At 59.4% G+C, this 17,947-nt stretch carries 15 protein-coding genes and 4 pseudogenes; 11 read left to right on the plus strand and 8 right to left on the minus strand.

What is annotated here, in order from left to right; all coding sequences use genetic code 11:
• On the minus strand, positions 1 to 1,077 hold the full coding sequence (locus tag PZL22_RS26580) for an ABC transporter substrate-binding protein (protein ID WP_127626800.1): 1,077 nt from the start codon (positions 1,075 to 1,077) through the stop codon (positions 1 to 3).
• Positions 1,078 to 1,339: 262 nt separating this feature from the next.
• On the opposite strand from PZL22_RS26580, the gene PZL22_RS26585 reads away from it, so the two are divergent.
• Both PZL22_RS26585 and PZL22_RS26590 read left to right on the plus strand, forming a co-directional pair.
• On the plus strand, positions 1,340 to 1,990 hold the full coding sequence (locus PZL22_RS26585) for an SGNH/GDSL hydrolase family protein (protein ID WP_164843017.1): 651 nt from the start codon (positions 1,340 to 1,342) through the stop codon (positions 1,988 to 1,990).
• 59 nt (positions 1,991 to 2,049) lie between these two features.
• Positions 2,050 to 3,123, plus strand: coding sequence for an ROK family transcriptional regulator (locus PZL22_RS26590; protein WP_127623947.1), 1,074 nt, complete (start codon positions 2,050 to 2,052; stop codon positions 3,121 to 3,123).
• Positions 3,124 to 3,323: 200 nt separating this feature from the next.
• Here PZL22_RS26590 and PZL22_RS26595 read toward each other — a convergent pair whose 3' ends face one another.
• Positions 3,324 to 3,461 (minus strand): hypothetical protein, encoded by a 138-nt coding sequence (locus PZL22_RS26595; RefSeq protein ID WP_014531267.1) that lies wholly within the window; start codon positions 3,459 to 3,461, stop codon positions 3,324 to 3,326.
• On the opposite strand from PZL22_RS26595, the pseudogene PZL22_RS31645 reads away from it, so the two are divergent.
• A pseudogene (locus PZL22_RS31645) lies at positions 3,441 to 3,512 on the plus strand (hypothetical protein); the annotation flags it as partial. The gene PZL22_RS26595 and the pseudogene PZL22_RS31645 sit on opposite strands and share 21 nt — an antisense overlap.
• A 75-nt stretch (positions 3,513 to 3,587) precedes the next feature.
• Here PZL22_RS31645 and PZL22_RS26600 read toward each other — a convergent pair.
• Positions 3,588 to 4,193 carry a TetR/AcrR family transcriptional regulator gene (locus PZL22_RS26600; protein ID WP_010968053.1) on the minus strand — a complete coding sequence of 202 codons (606 nt, stop codon included), beginning with the start codon at positions 4,191 to 4,193 and terminating at the stop codon, positions 3,588 to 3,590.
• A 54-nt stretch (positions 4,194 to 4,247) separates the two neighbouring features.
• Between PZL22_RS26600 and PZL22_RS26605 the strand changes: the two genes are divergently transcribed.
• Complete coding sequence (locus tag PZL22_RS26605; protein WP_010968054.1) at positions 4,248 to 4,697, plus strand: VOC family protein; 450 nt, start codon at positions 4,248 to 4,250, stop codon at positions 4,695 to 4,697.
• A gap of 387 nt (positions 4,698 to 5,084) precedes the next feature.
• On the opposite strand, the gene PZL22_RS26610 is transcribed toward PZL22_RS26605, so the two are convergent.
• Positions 5,085 to 6,764 (minus strand): phospholipase D-like domain-containing protein, encoded by a 1,680-nt coding sequence (locus PZL22_RS26610; RefSeq protein ID WP_127700812.1) that lies wholly within the window; start codon positions 6,762 to 6,764, stop codon positions 5,085 to 5,087.
• A gap of 780 nt (positions 6,765 to 7,544) precedes the next feature.
• Positions 7,545 to 8,446: pseudogene (locus PZL22_RS26615) on the minus strand (LysR substrate-binding domain-containing protein).
• A gap of 96 nt (positions 8,447 to 8,542) precedes the next feature.
• On the opposite strand from PZL22_RS26615, the gene PZL22_RS26620 reads away from it, so the two are divergent.
• Positions 8,543 to 8,863: a nuclear transport factor 2 family protein gene (locus PZL22_RS26620; RefSeq protein ID WP_153444189.1), complete on the plus strand. Its 321-nt coding sequence runs from the start codon at positions 8,543 to 8,545 to the stop codon at positions 8,861 to 8,863.
• Positions 8,863 to 9,641 (plus strand): annotated as a pseudogene (locus PZL22_RS26625) (SDR family oxidoreductase). Before PZL22_RS26620 ends, PZL22_RS26625 begins: the two are co-directional and overlap by 1 nt.
• A 14-nt stretch (positions 9,642 to 9,655) precedes the next feature.
• Here the strand turns inward: PZL22_RS26625 and PZL22_RS26630 are convergent.
• Positions 9,656 to 10,123 carry a MarR family winged helix-turn-helix transcriptional regulator gene (locus tag PZL22_RS26630; protein ID WP_014528014.1) on the minus strand — a complete coding sequence of 156 codons (468 nt, stop codon included), beginning with the start codon at positions 10,121 to 10,123 and terminating at the stop codon, positions 9,656 to 9,658.
• Positions 10,124 to 10,266: 143 nt separating this feature from the next.
• Between PZL22_RS26630 and PZL22_RS26635 the strand changes: the two genes are divergently transcribed.
• Positions 10,267 to 11,058: an alpha/beta fold hydrolase gene (locus tag PZL22_RS26635; protein WP_127625331.1), complete on the plus strand. Its 792-nt coding sequence runs from the start codon at positions 10,267 to 10,269 to the stop codon at positions 11,056 to 11,058.
• A gap of 187 nt (positions 11,059 to 11,245) precedes the next feature.
• Complete coding sequence (locus PZL22_RS26640; RefSeq protein ID WP_284718780.1) at positions 11,246 to 12,877, plus strand: GMC family oxidoreductase; 1,632 nt, start codon at positions 11,246 to 11,248, stop codon at positions 12,875 to 12,877.
• Between the two features lie 324 nt (positions 12,878 to 13,201).
• On the opposite strand, the gene PZL22_RS26645 is transcribed toward PZL22_RS26640, so the two are convergent.
• Positions 13,202 to 14,095, minus strand: coding sequence for a LysR family transcriptional regulator (locus PZL22_RS26645; protein ID WP_010968063.1), 894 nt, complete (start codon positions 14,093 to 14,095; stop codon positions 13,202 to 13,204).
• Between the two features lie 154 nt (positions 14,096 to 14,249).
• Here PZL22_RS26645 and PZL22_RS26650 point away from each other — a divergent pair, with 154 nt between their 5' ends.
• The 3 genes and pseudogenes from PZL22_RS26650 (at position 14,250) to PZL22_RS26660 (ending at position 16,770) form a co-directional block, all read left to right on the plus strand.
• Positions 14,250 to 14,900 (plus strand): hydrolase, encoded by a 651-nt coding sequence (locus PZL22_RS26650; protein WP_010968064.1) that lies wholly within the window; start codon positions 14,250 to 14,252, stop codon positions 14,898 to 14,900.
• A 4-nt stretch (positions 14,901 to 14,904) separates the two neighbouring features.
• Positions 14,905 to 15,419 (plus strand): annotated as a pseudogene (locus PZL22_RS26655) (alpha/beta fold hydrolase); the annotation flags it as partial.
• Positions 15,420 to 15,972: 553 nt separating this feature from the next.
• On the plus strand, positions 15,973 to 16,770 hold the full coding sequence (locus tag PZL22_RS26660) for a lytic murein transglycosylase (RefSeq protein WP_010968067.1): 798 nt from the start codon (positions 15,973 to 15,975) through the stop codon (positions 16,768 to 16,770).
• Positions 16,771 to 17,700: 930 nt separating this feature from the next.
• Here PZL22_RS26660 and PZL22_RS26665 read toward each other — a convergent pair.
• Complete coding sequence (locus PZL22_RS26665) at positions 17,701 to 17,946, minus strand: MoaD/ThiS family protein (protein WP_010968068.1); 246 nt, start codon at positions 17,944 to 17,946, stop codon at positions 17,701 to 17,703.
• Between the last annotated feature and the right edge of the window lies 1 nt (position 17,947).

Below are 17,947 nucleotides of genomic sequence, written 5' to 3' on the forward strand. Positions count from 1 at the left end.
CTACTGCTTGGCGTAGAATTCTTTGAGCTGTTCTTCGGAGAGTTCCGATGGCCACCAGACATTGGCCGACAGGTCGTCGCGGTAGTATTTCTTGACCTTTTCGAGGTCCCAGCCTGGTGGATTGTAGTCGTAGTGTTTGTGAAGCGCCTTGCCTTCGAGCAGTGCGACAGCGGCGCGGATGCCGGCCGCGCCCTGGGCTGGGCTATATTCCGACGAGATCGACTTGAAGCCGTCGGCAATCCACTGACCGAAGAAGCCGTTATTGCCTTCGCCGGAGATCGGCGGAATGGGGGAGCCGAACTGCTTGAAGACGTCGACGCAGGCGCGTGTCATATCCGCACCCGACGACCAGATGCCGTCGACATTCGGGTCACTAAGGTAGAGCGTCTCGCAGACCTTCTTGGCCTTGTCGTATTGCCAGTCGCCGTGCTCCTCGGCAGCAATCTTGATCTCAGTGCCTTCGAGCGACTGCTTGAGGCCATTGTAGCGGTTGGTGTCTTCTGGATGGCCGGCGAGGCCGCGCAGCACCCAGATGTTGCCCTTGCCACCGAGTTCCTTGACGAGGAAGTCACCCATGACCTTGCCGAAATGCTCGGCACCACCCTGGATTTCCGTCGTATAGGCCTCCGATTCGATGCGGCCGGTGTGCAACACGACCGGAATGCCCGCTGCCACGGCCTTCTCGATGCTGGCATTGGCCGAAGTCGAGGTGACGGGCTGGACGATGATCGCATCCACCTTTTGGGCGATCAGGTCCTCGATGTCGGCGACCTGCTTCTTCTGGTCGAAGCCGGCATCGAGCAGGATGAATTTTGTGATCCGCTTGTCGTTATTGGCTGCGGCCTGCGCTTCATGCGCCACCTGCACGGTCCACGTATTTGCGTTGACGCCAAAACTGCTCATGCCGATGACCCAGGGTGCATCCTTCTTGTATTTGCCTTCTTCTACCGTGGGATTGTTTTCCGCACGGGTCGTGACGCCCTCGAGCAGCGGCACCTCCTGCGCAAAACTGTTCGTTGCGAAGAACACGCCGGCCAACAGAACCGATGCGCGGATTTTCCTGATGATGGTGCTCATACTTCTCCTCCAAAGCAGGCGTTTAACGGGGGATTTACCGGCCGGAAGCCATGCGACGTCGGCAGCCCGTGACGTGTGTCCGGTGCCGTGCACAGCCTTGGAAACGACCTGGAACTCTCCTCCGGTCACCAGAAAATCACTGGCGCTTTCGACTGTCAATAGTTATTCAGAGTGAATGAACAATGCCGTTCTTGCAAACCATCTCTCCGGATGCGAAGTCTGCACCGGGAGAAGAGGGGCTTGAATCCCGGTGGAGGAGACAGTGGCACGGACCGTTCTATGCTTCGGAGATTCCAACACTCACGGCCAGATACCTGGCCGCGGACCGCTTGATCGCTACCGACGCGAACAGCGCTGGGGCGGTGTTCTGCAAGGCCTGCTCGGCCCGAACTGGCAGGTTATCGAAGAAGGCCTGAGCGGACGCACGACCGTGCATGACGATCCGATCGAAGGTTCGCTCAAGAACGGCCGGACCTATCTGCGCCCCTGTCTGCAGAGCCATGCACCGCTCGACCTTATCATCATTATGCTCGGCACCAATGACCTGAAGCGGCGCTTCAACATGCCGCCGTCCGAGGTCGCAATGGGCATCGGCTGTCTCGTGCACGATATCCGAGAACTCTCGCCCGGCCGGACCGGCAACGATCCCGAAATCATGATCGTCGCCCCGCCGCCGATGCTGGAAGATCTCAAGGAATGGGAGTCGATTTTCTCAGGCGCACAGGAAAAATCTCGCAAGCTGGCGCTGGAGTTCGAGATAATGGCGGATTCTCTGGAGGCGCATTTCTTCGACGCCGGTACGGTCTGCCGGTGTTCGCCGGCCGATGGCTTCCACATCGACGAGGATGCCCACCGCCTGCTCGGCGAGGCTCTCGCCCAGGAAGTGCTGGCGATCGGGTGGCCCGATGCGTAACTCCGTCTCCTTCTCCCTGACCATCGCCCTTTCCAGGAAGGATCGCTCCCTTGCCTGACATGCGTTTCGCGCCGCCCAATCCGCTTCGCATCGCCGACCGCGCCAGCGGCCTCAACTCGCTGAGCGTGCGCAGCTACAACGAGCGTCTAGTGCTCTCCCTGCTCCTGCAGAACGAAGCGACGACCCGCCTTGAAATCGGCGAGAAGACGGGCCTTTCGGCGCAGACGATTTCAGTGATCGTGCGCTCGCTCGAACAGGAAGGCCTCGTCGTGCGCGGCGAGGCACAGAAGGGCCGCGTCGGCCCGCCGACGACGCCTCTCATGCTGAACTCCGAGGGAGCCTACTCGGTTGGCGTGAGCGTCGGATACCACAACACCCACATCGTCGTCGTCGATTTCATCGGCAACGTCCAGCACCATCGCGTGATGCCGCACAAGGCGGCCGACACGTTCGATGCGCCGGAAGCGTTGGCGCTCGAAATTCGCTTGGCCGTCGCCGGCCTTTCAGAAAGCCGGCAGGCCCGTATCGCCGGCGTCGGCCTCGCGCTTCCCACCCCGCCAATCCGCTCCGAGCCGGACCACGACGTGCTGCACCGCTATCTGGAGGCCGAATTCGGTCTTCCCGTCTTCGTACAGAACGACATCACGGCCGCAGCCGGTGGCGAAAGCCTGTTCGGGACGGCGAGGCAGTTGCAGGATTTCCTGTTCTTCTATCTCGGCGCCCGCCTGCACTGCCGCCTCGTCCTTAATCACCAGATTTACAACGGCAATTCGCCGCTTAGCTATGATGTCGGCGTGCTCGCCCTGGAACGCCGCCTGCCGGCGGACAGCGCTATGGCGGAGAAACTCTGGGGCCAGGATTTGTCTTGGCCTCCGTTGGGAGCGACTCTTGCAGACTGGCAGCAGGCCTGCGCTGAAAATCTCATTCAACTGACGCAATCGCTGCTGCAATTCATCGAACTCAGGACCGTCGTCCTCTCGTCCTTCGTTCCAGCCGCTATTTGCGAGGCGCTGTGTACGCTCGTCCGGCAGGAAATCCCCTCCGTTAACGCGGTGGTGGGAAGGACATCCGCAGCTCCGAAAGCAGTCGGCGCCGCCAGCCTCCCCTTTAGTTCGCGTTTCATGGTGAACTAGACCGCAAGGCGCGCGCACGCAGCCCTTGCCATCGGTGTGGGCGTTGCGGAATTCCTCTCGATGTGGCGACCGCCCTTGCTCGCTCTGGAGCAGTCGGATCGGACGTCCTCATACATTGCGAACACCGCCACCGTTGCCGCGGTGATGACGTATTTGCTCTTCAGCTACTCGCGATCTTCGATCGCGAACTTCATCAAACTTCAAAAGAGCGCGCGAAGTCGGAGGAGATGCTTCGCGAGCTCATTCGTGCGGATGTCGCGCAACACCTCCTGAACGGTGAAAGCATCCCGGCCCAGAGCCACGGCGAATGTACCGTTCTGTTCGCCGACCTCGTCCATTTCACGGACCTCGCGGAAAATCTCTCGCCCGTCCACCTGGTTGAGTTGCTCAATGCAATATTCAGCGATATCGACAGCCTGTCCGAGCGTAATGGCATCGAGAAAATCACGGTCCGCTCTCGTTTCCTAGCTTTGCGGGCTGGCTGCCACTGCTTCCAGGGCGATCGCGACGATGCTGTCGGCAAAGCCCGTGTCGAGTGGGCGATGCCCGACGAGCAGCCGGTAGAAGACGGGACCGTAGATCATGTCGAGCAGCACCTCGAGGTCTTGCTGCAACGTGATCTCCCCCCTGGCGGCAGCCTCGAGCAACATGGCGCGACCGGCCTCGCGGCTCGAGAGGATGACTTGGTTGCGGAAGGCCTTGGTGAATTCGCTTTCGGGGTCGGCGGCCGCGAGCGTCATGGCGATTTGGCGCCCTCTGGTCGTCGCAAAGGCCTGGATCAGCGATCGCATCTGCCCCGCGAGGGCCGATCGCAGACTTGTTCCGCCTTCTGCGAAGATGCCCGGGTCTCCGGACATCAAGGCGGCCATGGCGAGTTCGGAGGCGTTCGCCCAGTGCCTGTAGATCGTTGGTTTCCCCACACCGGACCTCGCGGCAACGGCCTCGACGGTCAGACGGCCAAACCCGTCCTCCGTCAGGATGTCGTGCGCCGCTTTCAGGATTGTCGCCTGCGCCAATTGGTTTGGCGGTCTTCCACGCCGTTTCGGTGGGCTCATGTGCTGTTGACTCATGTAATTATAAAACGTAACGTAACGTAACTATACGCCAGCGACAAGAGGCCGTCCATGTCCACCTCGATTTCGTCCCTGACCCCCTACTTCATCGTCAAGAATGCTCGCGTAGCGATTGATTTCTACGGTCGCGCCTTTGGCGCCGAGGAGCTCTTCCGGATGACCGACCCGCGCGACGGTCGGATCGGCCACGCGGAACTCAAGATCGGCGAAAGCACCGTCATGATTGCCGACGAGTATCCCGACTTCGGTGCACTGAGCCCAGACACGATCGGTGGCTCTCCCGTAACCTTCCACCTCGCAACTCTGGCGGTCGATGCCGATCTTGCCCGGGCCGTCGACGCGGGGGCCGTCGCATTGCGTGCCGCTGCAGATCAAGGCTATGGGGAGCGCGTCGCCATGGTCGTCGATCCTTTCGGCCATCGGTGGATGCTTTCGCAGAAGATCGAGGATGTGGCGCTGGAAGAGATGCAGCGCCGCTGGAACGAGCAGACCGGAGCGTGAACCGGGCAGACGGAACTCGAACTGGAAGAGCCGGCACGGCTCCCTTGGAGAACAGCGCAGGCGAGGACAGTCTGTCGCACCGCCTTTTGCAGCCGGGAGATGGGCGGCACTATGGGCTCGGGGGCCGGGTCTGGTTGCGGCCACTGCTGGTCAGTAGACCGGCTGCTAAATCAATCTCAAACCGGCTAACCCCTATGTCTTCAGCACATGCTCATCGGCGCCAGAAGAGTGCGGTAGTGACCAGCCGTTTTCTGTGGTCGGCGAACGCGCAACACTCCAACGAGCATCCACTGCTCCCCCGAAACGGCCATGCTGCAAATGAGATTACGTCGGTGCTTGCGACGAGGACCCCTATTGGTGCGCCCTCCCGGATTCCTTCTTCCCGCTTCACTGGCCTGAAAAATAAAGGCGTCGAAGAGCGCGGTCAAAGCCCTGAACGAAGTAACCTGAATTGCCGCCATCTCCGTCAATCCAGGAGTGGTCTTCTTTCAGATGCTTTCGCCGCAGAATGTCGGCCGGCTTGTTCGATTTCTTGAAGGTAAGCGACTCTCGGAACGCATAGTGTGAAAACAGTCGCATGAACTCACCGAGGTAAATGTCGGAGACGGCATCGTTGTTTTCAATGACCAGCATATTCTCATCATTCGTGTCGGTCGATGCCTTGGAGAAGTTCGCAGATCCGACAATGACGATCGGCTTAGACCCAAGGGGGTCGATCAGCATGTATTTCGTATGAACGAACCGAACGTGTACATCGTCCTGGACCCGATCGATTTCCTTTAACCAGCGATCGAATGCGTTGGTTGTGATGTAGTTGCCAACCGCAACTATGGTGTTCGGTCGCTTCCGGATCCGATCGACCTCGGCCGCTTGGACCTTATAGTTCCTGCCATTGCCTTTCTTCTCCATGAGGGCGAAGCGTAATACGTCGTCCGTCTGGTCATAGACGGTTACGAACCGACTGTTCATGCCGAATGCGAAGGTGGTGAAAAGAGCCCGCTCCGCATTTCCGGCAAGCTGCGCATACCAGTCGAGAGCGGCAAGGTCGGTCCGTGGGGAGAAGACGGCGACGGTGTCGCCTGACGTGTTTATCTGCTGCGGTGGGGTTGGCGAAATCGCTGTGGAGGCCGTTGCGGTCGGCCGAACCGTCTTGTCCTTATTTAGGACTTCCCAATACGCGAAATAGGCGTCTGCGATCTTCTGGTCTCGTATGATATGTGCATTGTTCGAATGACCAAAAATTCCATTGTCGCTGAGGTTGGTCGAGCCGGTCCACACTTCGGAGAATTTTCCGGCTCGCCGGAGCACGAAGAACTTATTGTGCGCGAACTGCCCGGATCGGGTGCGAGCTTTGGTAAGACCCGCGATCCCTGAGCCCTTCAGCGCATCTTCGTTGCCCTCGCGCTGGCTGTCGCCGTCGTAAAGGATTTTGATCTTGGCGCCACGATCATGGGCTGCCCTAATCGCGACATGAATTCGCTTGTTCTCGAATTCAAAGATGGCGCCATAGAGCTCATCTCCTTGGCCTGCCTGACTCAGGAACGCCTCGAGCCCCTCAACCAAACCACGCGATAGCCAATCGTAGGCCGCCTGGCCCACTTGATTGGGCGGGAGGTTTTGGAAGCGGCGGGCATATTCCTGCGACGCGATTGCTCCGCGGTTAAAAAAGATCGCGTGCTTGCCTTGGTCAATACGTTCTGTCGTCACCTCGAGGGAAACGTCCGCGGCCTCGACCAGGGCACCCGGCTGACCCCCCATTGCTACGATTCTATACGTGTATTTTTTCCCGGGTGACGGTGTGTAGTCGGACCACTGAAACGTCTGCAAAGGATGCCAGAACGACGACACCGGAACTCCCGGATCCGGATGCGGGTCGACGCTCTCGAACGTTTTCAGACCTGACAGCCATATTTTCTCGCCATCCTCATGTCGGGTGCGTTGGATGGCAAAACCTAAGATACCGCGCGTGCGGATATCCTCCTCGCTCATGTCCCAACCGAGAACAACGACATTCGTGCCGGCCACCGCGAGTGCCGTGACACCGTTGCGACTGCCCTTCTTCCGCATCCTTGCCTCCCCGAGGAATCGGCGCCGACTGGAGCTTCTCACCAGGTGGGTAATCCTGCAAGGGAAGGTAGAATATGCGACAATCGGGGGCAATTGGTGCGGCGTCGTCGAAAGGTTCTCGGCGGCACGCATTCCCCAACAATGTCGCCGCCCAGTGAAATCGATCGCTTACTGGCCGCCGCGCAGTTCCAATCGGAGGCGCTGTTAGCGGCAATCCCTGTCGTTCCCGACGATACATTATGCGATCGTTTTAGCCCAGAACATGAATATCCTCGCAACAAGACGTGCACAGGGCTCGTGAAGAACAGCCCCTTTACCTTCTCTGCCTTTCCGCCAAAGCCTGAATCGGGAGTCCGGACCCGTTGTTGACCTTCGCCAGCGGCAATTCGGATAGGCCGCTTTGCGCCCTCACTCCGGTCGTTCACACCACCCCCTTGGGTTCTGGGAAGCAGTCAGTCTGCTTTCGTAATGATCGTCCGGAACGCGCAATAGGAGGCGCGTGCGCCGTGCGAAGACAGCAACCCCGAAGGCCTATCTGAGCAGTTGAGAGTATCGTCGACGGGCAGGCTCACACTTGATACCGTCGTCAGTCTTCTCGCGAAAGTCGCTGAGGTGTCAGATCTCATCGAAATGACGGTCGCCGAACACCTGCCATTGAATGCCGAGAACCTGCGTAAGGCGCTATCATAGTTACCAATCCTTGTGCGTTAGTCGCTGGGTCGGGAGTACTAATACCTTCAAGGCGACGCAGTTGGCGCAGTGTGCCGCTCCATCGACGGGTCACCCGGTCGCCCGTCGCGAGAGTTCACGAGCTAGTTCCAAGAAAGCCCTGACCCCAGCCGATAGATTGCGCCGCCCAGGATAGTAGAGGCAAAGCCCCGGATAGGGCGGTGTCCAGTCTTCCAGAATACGGATAACGCGCCCCGCGTCGATGTCCGGGAGAATGTCTTGTTCGAAAATGTATCCTACGCCGGCACTATCGAGAACGGCGGTTCTCGTAAGGCTCGCTTCATCCAACGTTATCGGGCCGCGCACATCAATTTGCACCTGTTCCCCGTCCTTTTCGAAGCGCCACCGAAACAGTGATCCATCGGGAAGACGAACGCGGATGCATTTGTGATTGAAAAGGTCAGGGGGCCAGTGGCTTCCCATACTTCTCGAACTACTCGGGAGAGCCGACCACCGCATGTCGCTGTGGCCGGCCGAGCGAAACGGCAATCATGTCGGTGGGTACAAGGCCCGCAACCCTGACGCCTAGATCGAATCCGTCGCCGACGACATCCACCAATTTTCCCTCGGTGACGATATCGACGTGCATGTCTGGATAGCGGCGCAGGAACTCAAGTACGAGCGGTGAGATGATGGCGCGCGCGGCAAGGGTGCTGCGTTGATACGTATCGTTCCGGAAGGTGTTTCGCGTTGCAAGCGCACGGTCTCCAGAGCGGTACGGAGATCCTGAAGGGAAGGCGCGACCTGTTGCATAAAGAGCCTGCCGGCATCCGTCAGCGAGACGCTGCGCGTGGTTCGGTTGAACAATCGGACGCCGAGTCCCGCTTCAAGCTGCCTACTGTGTGGCTTAGCGCTGTCGTGGACATGCCGAGATCGATGGCCGCTGCGCGGGATGTGCCGCGCCGTGCAATCGCGATGATCGCTTCCAGCTCTTTGAGATTGGGTTGTTCCATTGTCCCGATTTGTTCACTATCGCACGCCGGTTTATCCCACTTATCTGTGCAATGGTCGAGGGGTAAGTTTCTGGTCAGATCATGTGGAGAAACACAATGGATATGCCCCCAACAGTTACCGCGTACTTTGACGCCGACCGACGCAATGATGTGGAAGCGTTTTCAGAGACCTTTTTGGATGACGCAGTTGTCGAAGACGAAGGCGCTCGCCACCGAGGCATTGCCGCAATTCGTCAATGGTGGGCGGCTGTGAAAACAGGGACCAACTACGTCGCTGACCCTGTCGAAGCCACACGCGACGGCGACAAAGCGCTCGTCCGCGCAAATGTAAGCGGTCAGTTCGCCGGCAGTCCGGTGACGCTCACCTTCGCCTTCACCACCAAAAACGACAAAATCGCCAGACTGGAGATCAAGTGATGATCGATTTTCTCAATCTTAGAGATAAACGCGCGCTCATCACCGCTGGAACGAAAGGCGCCGGCGCTGCGACGGTCAACCTGTTTCGCGAACTCGGTGCACAGGTGCTGACGACGGCGCGGGCGCGTCCGGAAAGCCTCCCGGAAGAGTTGTTCGTAGAAGCTGACCTGACCACCCGAAGAAGGATGTGCAATTGTTGCTGACGCCGCGCGTCAGCGCCTGGGTGACGTCGATATCATTGTCCATATGCTTGGAGGCTCTTCAGCAGCCGGGGGTGGCTTTGCGGCGCTATCCGAAGAGAATGGGACAAGGAGCTGTCACTCAATCTGTTTCCGGCTGTTCGACTTGATCGGCTCCTTGTCCCGGACATGGTTGCCCGAGGATGCGGGGTGGTCGTGCACGTGACATCCATCCAGGGGTCATGCCGCTTCCGGAATCGACGACCGCGTATGCAGCGGCAAAAGCAGCGCTTTCGACTTACGGCAAGTCGATAGCGAAGGAAATTTCGTCCAAAGGTATCCGGGTCGTGCGGGTGTCGCCTGGGTGGATCGCAACGGAGGCCTCAGTCCGTTTGGCCGAGCGCTTGGCTAAGCAAGCCGGTACTGATCTGGAAGGCGGCAAGAAGATCATCATGGATGCACTGGGTGGCATTCCGCTTGGTCGGCCGGCGAATCCTGAAGAGGTCGCAGATCTGATCGCATTCCTCGCCCCCGACCGCGCATCTTCGATCACGGGTACCGAATACACGATCGACGGAGGTACGGTGCCCACGGCGTAGGCGCCCCCTGCAGATCAGGCGGGTGTGTCCCACCCGCCAATCTGCGAGTAGATCGCGTTGCGGAGATAGCGCACGTCGCGGTTCAAAGCGGCCAACTCCGGGGGCGTCTGGGTCGAAGCTGCAAGCAACGTGTCGCTGAGGCAGCCTGCCCTGTGCTGCAATGCCCGACCTTTTTCGGTCAACGCGATCACCACTTGCCGCTCGTTGCTGAGGTTTCGGGTCCTGCGCAACAAGCCGGATGTCTCAAGGCGCTTCAAGAGTGGTGTAAGCGTGCTGGATTCCAGTGCAAGGGTGTTGGCAATGGCGCCGACCGTTTGCTCATCTTCGCTCCACAAAACGTTGAGCACGAGATACTGCGGGTAAGTCAGGCCCAATTCGTCGAGGAGGGGCTTGTAGGCGCGCTGAATGGCGATGCCAGCAGTGTAAATCGCGTAGCACAACTGATCGTGCAATGGCGGTGGATCATTATGGGGTTTGGTCATTCTGGGCTCCTTGCGCACCAATATAATCAAGGTTACAGCGAAAACCAATATCGCGATAAGAATTATGTTGACGAGCAGTTCAAAATCTGACAGCGTAAATATATCGCGATAACAGTTATCGATATTAATAAAAGGAAAAAGCCATGACACGCACGACCACAACCACCGTTGCCGCAATCGCAGCCGCCGCCATATCCGCCGCAATGCCCGCTAACGCCGCCGACACCATCCCCGAAAGCCAGGCCGTCAAAAACGTTGTGCTCGTCCATGGCGCATTTGCTGATGGCTCTGGCTGGAAGGGCGTTTACGACAATCTTACGAAGCGCGGCTATCGCGTCACAATCGTCCAGAACCCTCTGACCTCGCTCGAAGACGACGTTGCCGCCACCAGACGTGCGCTCGAGCGGCAGGATGGTCAGGTCATTCTCGTCGGACATTCCTGGGGCGGTACTGTCATCACGGAGACTGGCATCGATCCGAAGGTTGCCGGTCTCGTCTATGTCTCCGCTCTCTCACCCGATGCCGGCGAAACGACGGCTCAGCAATACGAAGGATTTGCTCCGGCAGCGGAGTTCGTCATCGAGACCACAAAGGATGGTTTTGGATATGTCAGCCCGGCAAAGTTCAAGGCTGGGTTCGCTCATGACGTCAGCGATGCCGATGTTGCGTTCATGAGGGACGCGCAGGTGCCAATCAACATGTCGGCGTTCGCCACGAAGCTCGAGAATGCGGCATGGCGCACCAAGCCTAGCTGGGCTGTTATTGCCACCGAGGACAAAGCTTTTGATCAGGCCATGCTGATCCACATGGCTGAGCGCATCAAGGCGAAGATCACCAAGGTGTCGGCAAGCCACGCCTTGTTCATGACGCAGCCTGCGGCCATCGCCGATACCATTGATCAGGCCGCCAAGACCGTGTCGGCGAAAAAGCAATGATCGACTTCGCGTCATCGGGAAGGTCGAGACCCTCCCGATGACGCTGAAACAAATCTGTTAAACAGACCGCAGCCCGAGCGAGATGCCGGTAGGGCGTCGGATCCTTCCAAGATCCATGAGCATTTCCTCGTCTTTCGCGACCACCACTTCAGCAATTTTACCAGAATTAATTTACGGAGGAACTCACGTGAAACTGTATACCCATGATGAAAATGTACCTGCAAATACGTCTTTCGCGCACAACACGGTCGGCGATGTCTTCGACTTCATCGTCTGCGGCGCTGGGTCCAGCGGCTCGGTTGTTGCAGCGCGCCTGGCAGAGAATGGAAACGCGAGCGTTCTCCTGCTCGAAGCAGGTGGAGATCATAAATCCGAGACAGTATCGAACCCTGCGCAATGGCCGTTGAATCTTGGCTCCAGCCGGGACTGGGGCTTCGTTGGACAACCGACACCTGGTCTGGATGGCCGACGACTTCCTCTCAGCATGGGCAAAGGGCTTGGCGGCGGTTCGAGCATCAACGTCATGGTATGGGCCAGGGGACATAAGGAAGATTGGAATCACTTTGCCGCAGAGGCCGGGGATGACGCCTGGGGCTATCAGTCGATCCTTGGCTACTATCGCCGGATCGAAAACTGGCAAGGCGCTCCGGACCCTACTCGTCGCGGGGTAGGTGGGCCTGCATATGTGGCGCAGCCTACTTCTCCGCAGGCAGTGGCGGAGGCCCTGTTGAACGCGGCATCTGCCATAGGGATACCTCTCTATAATACCACGAACGGCGAAATGATGGAGGCATCTGGCGGTGCATCGATTGCTGAACTGCGTATCCGGGAGGGCAAGCGGGAAACCGTGTTTGAATCCTATGTTGATCCGCTGCTGTCGCGTCCAAATTTAATGGTGATCACCGAGGCGTTGGTTACGCGTCTCATCTTCGATGGTAAGCGGGTAAGAGGTGTGGAAGCTCTGATCGAAGGTCGGCGACGCCAGTTCATGGCGCATTGCGAAACGGTGCTGTCACTTGGCGCGATCAATACGCCGAAGGTCCTTATGCAGTCCGGAATCGGCCCGGAAAACGAACTGCAATCGCATGGCATCCCAGTCGTGCAACACCTGCCGGGTGTTGGTCGCAATCATCAGGATCATCTCGCCTTCGGCTGCACCTGGGCCTACCGAAAACCGGAAGCAGTGGGCGGTAGCGGCTGCGAGGCAAACCTCTACTGGAAGAGTGACGCACGTCTGTCCCAGCCTGACGTCCTCCAGTGCCAGTTGGAGTTCGCCGTCCCGTCGCCGCTTGAGGCCGGTCTCGAAACACCGGAGCACGGCTGGACCATGTTCAATGGTCTCGCACAGCCGAAAAGCCGCGGCCGATTGAGGCTCTCCGGCCCCGATATAAACGACCCCGTCCTGATTGAGCCAAACTCACTCAGTGAGCCGGAAGACATGGCAGCCGCGTTGGCCGCAGTGGAATTATGCCGCGAACTTGGAAACAGCGATGGCTTTAGACCTTTGGTGACGGGCGAAACCGCTCCAGGGCAGCGCGACAGATCAGGAATGATCGACTTTATCCGGCGCTCAGCAGTCACCTATTGGCATCAGTCCTGCACAGCCAAGATGGGACGCGACAACATGTCGGTGGTCGACAATGAGCTCAAGGTATACGGTATCGACGGCCTCCGTATCGCGGATTCTTCGATCATGCCCCGGATCACCACTGGCAACACGATGGCGCCGTGCGTTGTCATCGGAGAGCGGGCCGCCGTTTTGATCCGAAACACACACGGTCTGATAGCTGTGAGCGAACCTCTCGCCCAGTCCATTTGAACTCGTTTGTGAGGAGCTTGGCGTCCTGCTGCGCGGGTCGCCGAGTTCTCCGCAACTGCGTTCTAGGTTCGGCCTGGCTTGAGACTTACGGAGCACTCAGCGACGTCAGCTTTGCGCGCCCACGCCAGTCGTTGAGGCCGATTGGGCTTCGTCCCGAAAACAGCCAGTCAACCATTGCATAATCGACCAAGGCAGCCCCAGGTCCGGAGCCCAGCGAAAGCTGGGTCGCAGTAAGTGGAACGTGTGGGCAATGTCGTCACGCTCGGCGGCTCGCAGTAGAGCGACCGTCGAACGCAATTCATTGATAAGGCTTCGCCCCGTGTTTTAACGGTCGAGACCCCAAACGTCCGGGTTCCGTTTGAAGTACTCAGTCAGCATTTCGGTAAGCGCACGCACTTTCCGCGTGGGATGCTGACCCGGCGGGCGGACGACATACGCCGCCCCCGGAGGGACCGGATAGCGTGTCATGATCGGGACCAGAGCGCCGGAGGCCACATATCCATATGTGATGCAATCGGGGAGCCAGGCGATGCCGAGACCTGCCGCCGCCGCAGCGGCAAGCGCCGTGGCGCTGTCGGCCTTGAACCTGCCCTGCGGCTGAACCGTGACGATCTTGTCGCCATCCATGAACTGCCAGGCTTCCGTTCCCTGCATGAGGGCCTGATGGGTGACGAGTTCGTCCAGGGTCCCAGGTGACCCGTGCGCTTTGATGTAATCCGGGCTGGCGACAAGCTTGCCATGGATCGGCCCAACGCGCTTCGCGATCAGGTTTGAGTCTTGGAGGTAGGCACCCCGAATCGCGCAATCAAAACCCTCTGCGATGAGATCGACGAAGCGATCGCTGTAGGAGGTATGGATGTGAAGCTGCGGATGCTGGCGCGCCATGTCCGCAAGCACGGGGGCGAAGTGGGTCGGGCCGAACGTAAGCGGCATGGCAACCCTCAGGCGGCCGCGCAACTCACCGGTGGGGAGGATCGTTTCCTTGGCGGTGTCAATCTCGGCGCTGGCTCTGGCCGCATGGTCCCTGAACGTGATCCCTGCTTCCGTGAGCGCGGCGCCGCGGGTCGTTCGTGCAAGAAGCTGGACGCCAAGCTCCGCTTCGACCCGGAGGAGCCGCCGGCTGACGATCGATTTGGAGATGCCAAGCCGGCGTGCGGCGGCCGATACGCCCCCGGCATCGGCCACTGCGACGAATGTCTGTAGGTCTTCGATGTCCATTCCGGCGTTCCTTATTTCGCGACACAGCTTGCCCGACTATGGCACTACCGCACCACCAAAAGGAACAGCACATTGCGTCCAGGCAACGTCACCCGCTGGCGCATGTCTCCCGTGAACCCATCGCCGTCCATAGCGGCAGAGAAAGGAAGTCTTGATGCCCCCTCGTAACGGCCTCGATTCGCTTCTTCGTCCCGAAGATTCGGTCCTCGTTCTGATCGATCACCAACCTTATCAACTCGCGAACCTGAACAGCCACGATCCGCATATGGTGGTCAACCACACGACCGCGCTGGCGAAGCTAGCAAGAGCCTTCAATGTTCCGACCATTCTCACCAGCGTGATCGCGGCGCGCGGTGGACTTCTCTTTAAGCAGATCACCGACGTATTTCCGGACCAGGAAGTCATCGATCGCACCTGGGTTAACACCTGGCAGGACGAGAATGTGGTGAACGCCGTCAAAGCGACCGGCCGCAAGCAACTGATCATCGCCGGCCTGTGGACCGAGGTCTGCGTCGCAATGCCTGTCATCCAGGCCGCCGGCGAAGGCTGGGACGTCACCGTGATCACCGACGCGTCGGGCGGGATTTCGAAGGAGTCTCATGAAGTTGCCATCCAGCGCATGGCCGCGGCCGGCGCGAACGTGATGACCGTGATGGCGCTCGCTGGCGAATGGCAACGCGATTGGGCGCGCACCGAGCATGTCGAGGAGCTGACCGAGATTCTCATCCAGCACTTCGGCGGCAGCGGCATCGCGTATCTTTGGGAGCAGCAGCTTCTCAACACGCCGGTGCCGAGCGAAGGTTGACCCGGGCCGGGTGGCCAAAGCCGTCCTCGTCGCCGCCATTCCGCCGCTGATGCTGAAGAACGACGACGACCCCGAAGGCACGCCGATGGAGGTCTTCGACGGCTTTCGGACGGCACTGGCCGGCAACCGTGCACAGTTCTTCCGCGACGTCCCGTCGGGCCCATTCTCCGGCTTCAACCGCGAGGGCGCGGCGGTCCATGAAGGCGTGCTCCAGAACTGGTGGCGGCAGGGCATGATGGGGAAGCGCCAAGGCGCACTACGATGGCGTCAAGGCCTTCTCGGAAACCGACCAAGACCGATGACCTCAAGGCGATCACCGTGCCAACGCCGGTGCTGCACGGTGAGGACGACCAGGTCGTTCCGATCGCCGCCTCGGCTTTGAAGGCGGTCAAGCTGCTGCCGAACGGTTCGTTGAAGACCTATCCCGGTTTCTCGCACGGGATGCTGACAGTGAACGCTGATGTGCTGAACGCCGACCTTTTGGAGTTCATCACGAACAGAAGTGACTGCGGGGCGTGACCTCCCGGCCCCGTCCCGTAGTCGAGTCGACGCTTGAAAAGGTGTGCGTGCGTCGGTGGAGCACAAGAAACTCCATCTCGCACTACAGAAGCGCTGCGCTCATAGTGGCCTCGCTGCGCGTTTGTCAGCTAATCTTATTACTGGGACCGAAACCAGACGGTCTGCCATCGGCCCCAAAGTCGGAAACAATTTCCGCTTTGCGCCGCCCCATGTCGGCCCGTGAGGTGACCCCGAGGCTGTTCCCGATAGCAGACGTTGGCGAAGTAACTCACCGAAATGCCGAACGACGCGACACGTTGACGAAGGTCGAAAGCGGCGCCTGCACCAGCGCGGCCGACTAGAGCGTGGGCGGGGTCGCCCCGCGCGTGCGAATGAAATAACCCCCAGTTATCTACGGTCCAAATCGGCCATGGCTGGCTTTATTTCGCACAATCGCTATTATCAATTTGGTCAAATTTCTCAAGCGCGCGAGCAACCATTTGGGCTTCCGCAAGGGAAGGAGTGACGCCATGCGGCCGGATGCTTGATGGATCAGGCCGACTAGGAGAGCGACATGGCGTTCTTTGCTAAGGAACAGTTGATCGCTGCGGCGGGCTCCCTCGCCTTCTGCCTTCTCACGTGCGTTGCTGAGGCGGCCTCATGCGGCAAAAGCGCTGCCGGGTTTCAACAGTGGAAAGTGGAGTTTGCCGAGACGGCAAAGGCCGCCGGCGTGAGGGGGAAGGGTCTTGCAGCGCTTCTCGGAGCGAAATACGCAGTAGGGACCATCCGGGCCGACCGCTCCGTCAACAAGGCTTTCAGCGGCTCGGTCGACGACTTTATGAGACGACGTGGTGGGTCCGCGATTATTTCCAAGGGCCGATCGCTCAAGACGGCGAACGCAGCACTCTTCGGCAACATCGAGCGTAAGTACGACGTGCCCGCCGGGGTGTTGCTCGCCATCTGGGGTATGGAGACCGGCTTCGGCGCCTCCATGGGCAACCAGAACACTGTGTCGGCAATCGTCACGCTCGCCTACGATTGCCGCCGCCCGCAATTCTTCGCGCCGCATGCCATCGCGGCGCTCAAGCTGGTCGACAGCGGCGTGCTGAGCGCCCGCTCGGTCGGCGCCATGCACGGCGAGATCGGCCAAACCGGGTTCCTGCCCGGGAATGTCTTGAAGTACGGCGTCGGCAGCAGGAACATGCGCGACACGAGTACTGCCCTGATGTCAACGGCCAACTTCCTCAAGGCGCACGGTTGGCGGGCCGGCGGGGGCTATCAAGGCAACATGGGCGCCATCGCTGGCTGGAACTCCGCGAGTGTCTATCAGAAGGCAATCGCCCGCATCGGCGAGGCGATCGACGGCCGTTAGACAGTTAGGCCGGCATCCAGCTAAAAAGCCGCCGTGCGACTGGTCAGATTGTTGGTTCCAGCCCGCACGTCGTGAGGAGCGCATGCTGCTTTCGGCCACTCACTGGACGCCAGTGATGGGCCCTCTAGAGGCAGCCTTCGCGCTCTTCAAGACATTCTGCACCACCTGTCGCGCGACGACCTTGAATTGCGGCGGCGATTTCAGGCGTGACCAATCCCAGTCCTCGGGGGCAAGAGGTCTGATGTCCGCTTTTCGTGTTGGGCGTCCTGGGAGCGGACGGTCGGCCATCAGCCCCTATTGAGACCCTCAAGTCCCAAGCCTTGAAGGGAATCGAACGGCCGACTCCATCCTACCGCTGTGGAACTACCGCCGCACTCAATGCTTAAAGCAACTATCCCCCGGTGCCATCGAAGGAAGTGCGGATGCGGCCTTTCGAAAAGTCGCTGTGGAACGATCGTGCGTCCCGTTTTGTTGATGAGCAACTGGATGCTGTCTGGATCGTTCACCTTCCGCGAAACGAAAATGTCCAGCTCGTCGGAATGACTGGCTAAAGCCCCGGTCGAACATAATCTGACCTTTCTGCGGCCTGCGGTCGTTTGGTCAAACCAACTGGATAAGTCAAAGCCGCCAGAACTGGTCCTGATTTTGTTTCGTCATTACTTCTATAAGCGCGCATGCAGCCGTAACTGCTGAGAGCAATCGACGATCCTGGAAGAGCATCGACGAACCCACTGCCCAGCGTACGAATCGACCTGCGGCCGACCCTATTCCATGCGTCACACGCGCAGTTTGACTATAGGGGAGACGGGTCTGGTTAACTGCGTTGGGCGAATGCGATTTCCAAGTCTTTGCTGCAGCACGACGATCAAGGTGAGATGTGCATTGCCTCGTCGAAACAGTGCGTCTACACGGGCGCTCTCGCGACCGCCTTCAACCGCCTGCCAGCCTCGGCAGCAAATAGATTTCCGCGCCCGTCGGCAGTTCCTTCGACCAGGTGTCCCGATAAATCGTTCCGTCAATTGCGACTGCGATCCCTCGTGCCATGAGCGGCTCAAGCCGAGGGAACCGTTCGCTCAACCTCGCGAACAGTTCCCTGATATTCTTTGCCTCGATCTCGACCTTGCTGTTGCCCTCAGCTGCCGCGGCGAGAGAGCCCCAGAGCGTGACCTCTACCATC

It is taken from the genome of Ensifer meliloti, from assembly GCF_030064585.1.
In the GTDB taxonomy this organism is placed as follows: Bacteria; Pseudomonadota; Alphaproteobacteria; order Rhizobiales; family Rhizobiaceae; genus Sinorhizobium; species Sinorhizobium meliloti.

Coding starts and splice junctions, on each gene's coding strand:
- PZL22_RS26580 (WP_127626800.1), bottom strand. CDS start 1,077: ATGAGCACCATCATCAGGAAAATCCGCGCATCGGTTCTGTTGGCCGGC.
- PZL22_RS26590 (WP_127623947.1), top strand. CDS start 2,050: ATGCGTTTCGCGCCGCCCAATCCGCTTCGCATCGCCGACCGCGCCAGC.
- PZL22_RS26595 (WP_014531267.1), bottom strand. CDS start 3,461: ATGGACGAGGTCGGCGAACAGAACGGTACATTCGCCGTGGCTCTGGGC.
- PZL22_RS26600 (WP_010968053.1), bottom strand. CDS start 4,193: ATGAGTCAACAGCACATGAGCCCACCGAAACGGCGTGGAAGACCGCCA.
- PZL22_RS26605 (WP_010968054.1), top strand. CDS start 4,248: ATGTCCACCTCGATTTCGTCCCTGACCCCCTACTTCATCGTCAAGAAT.
- PZL22_RS26610 (WP_127700812.1), bottom strand. CDS start 6,764: ATGCGGAAGAAGGGCAGTCGCAACGGTGTCACGGCACTCGCGGTGGCC.
- PZL22_RS26620 (WP_153444189.1), top strand. CDS start 8,543: ATGGATATGCCCCCAACAGTTACCGCGTACTTTGACGCCGACCGACGC.
- PZL22_RS26630 (WP_014528014.1), bottom strand. CDS start 10,123: ATGACCAAACCCCATAATGATCCACCGCCATTGCACGATCAGTTGTGC.
- PZL22_RS26635 (WP_127625331.1), top strand. CDS start 10,267: ATGACACGCACGACCACAACCACCGTTGCCGCAATCGCAGCCGCCGCC.
- PZL22_RS26645 (WP_010968063.1), bottom strand. CDS start 14,095: ATGGACATCGAAGACCTACAGACATTCGTCGCAGTGGCCGATGCCGGG.
- PZL22_RS26650 (WP_010968064.1), top strand. CDS start 14,250: ATGCCCCCTCGTAACGGCCTCGATTCGCTTCTTCGTCCCGAAGATTCG.
- PZL22_RS26660 (WP_010968067.1), top strand. CDS start 15,973: ATGGCGTTCTTTGCTAAGGAACAGTTGATCGCTGCGGCGGGCTCCCTC.
- PZL22_RS26665 (WP_010968068.1), bottom strand. CDS start 17,946: ATGGTAGAGGTCACGCTCTGGGGCTCTCTCGCCGCGGCAGCTGAGGGC.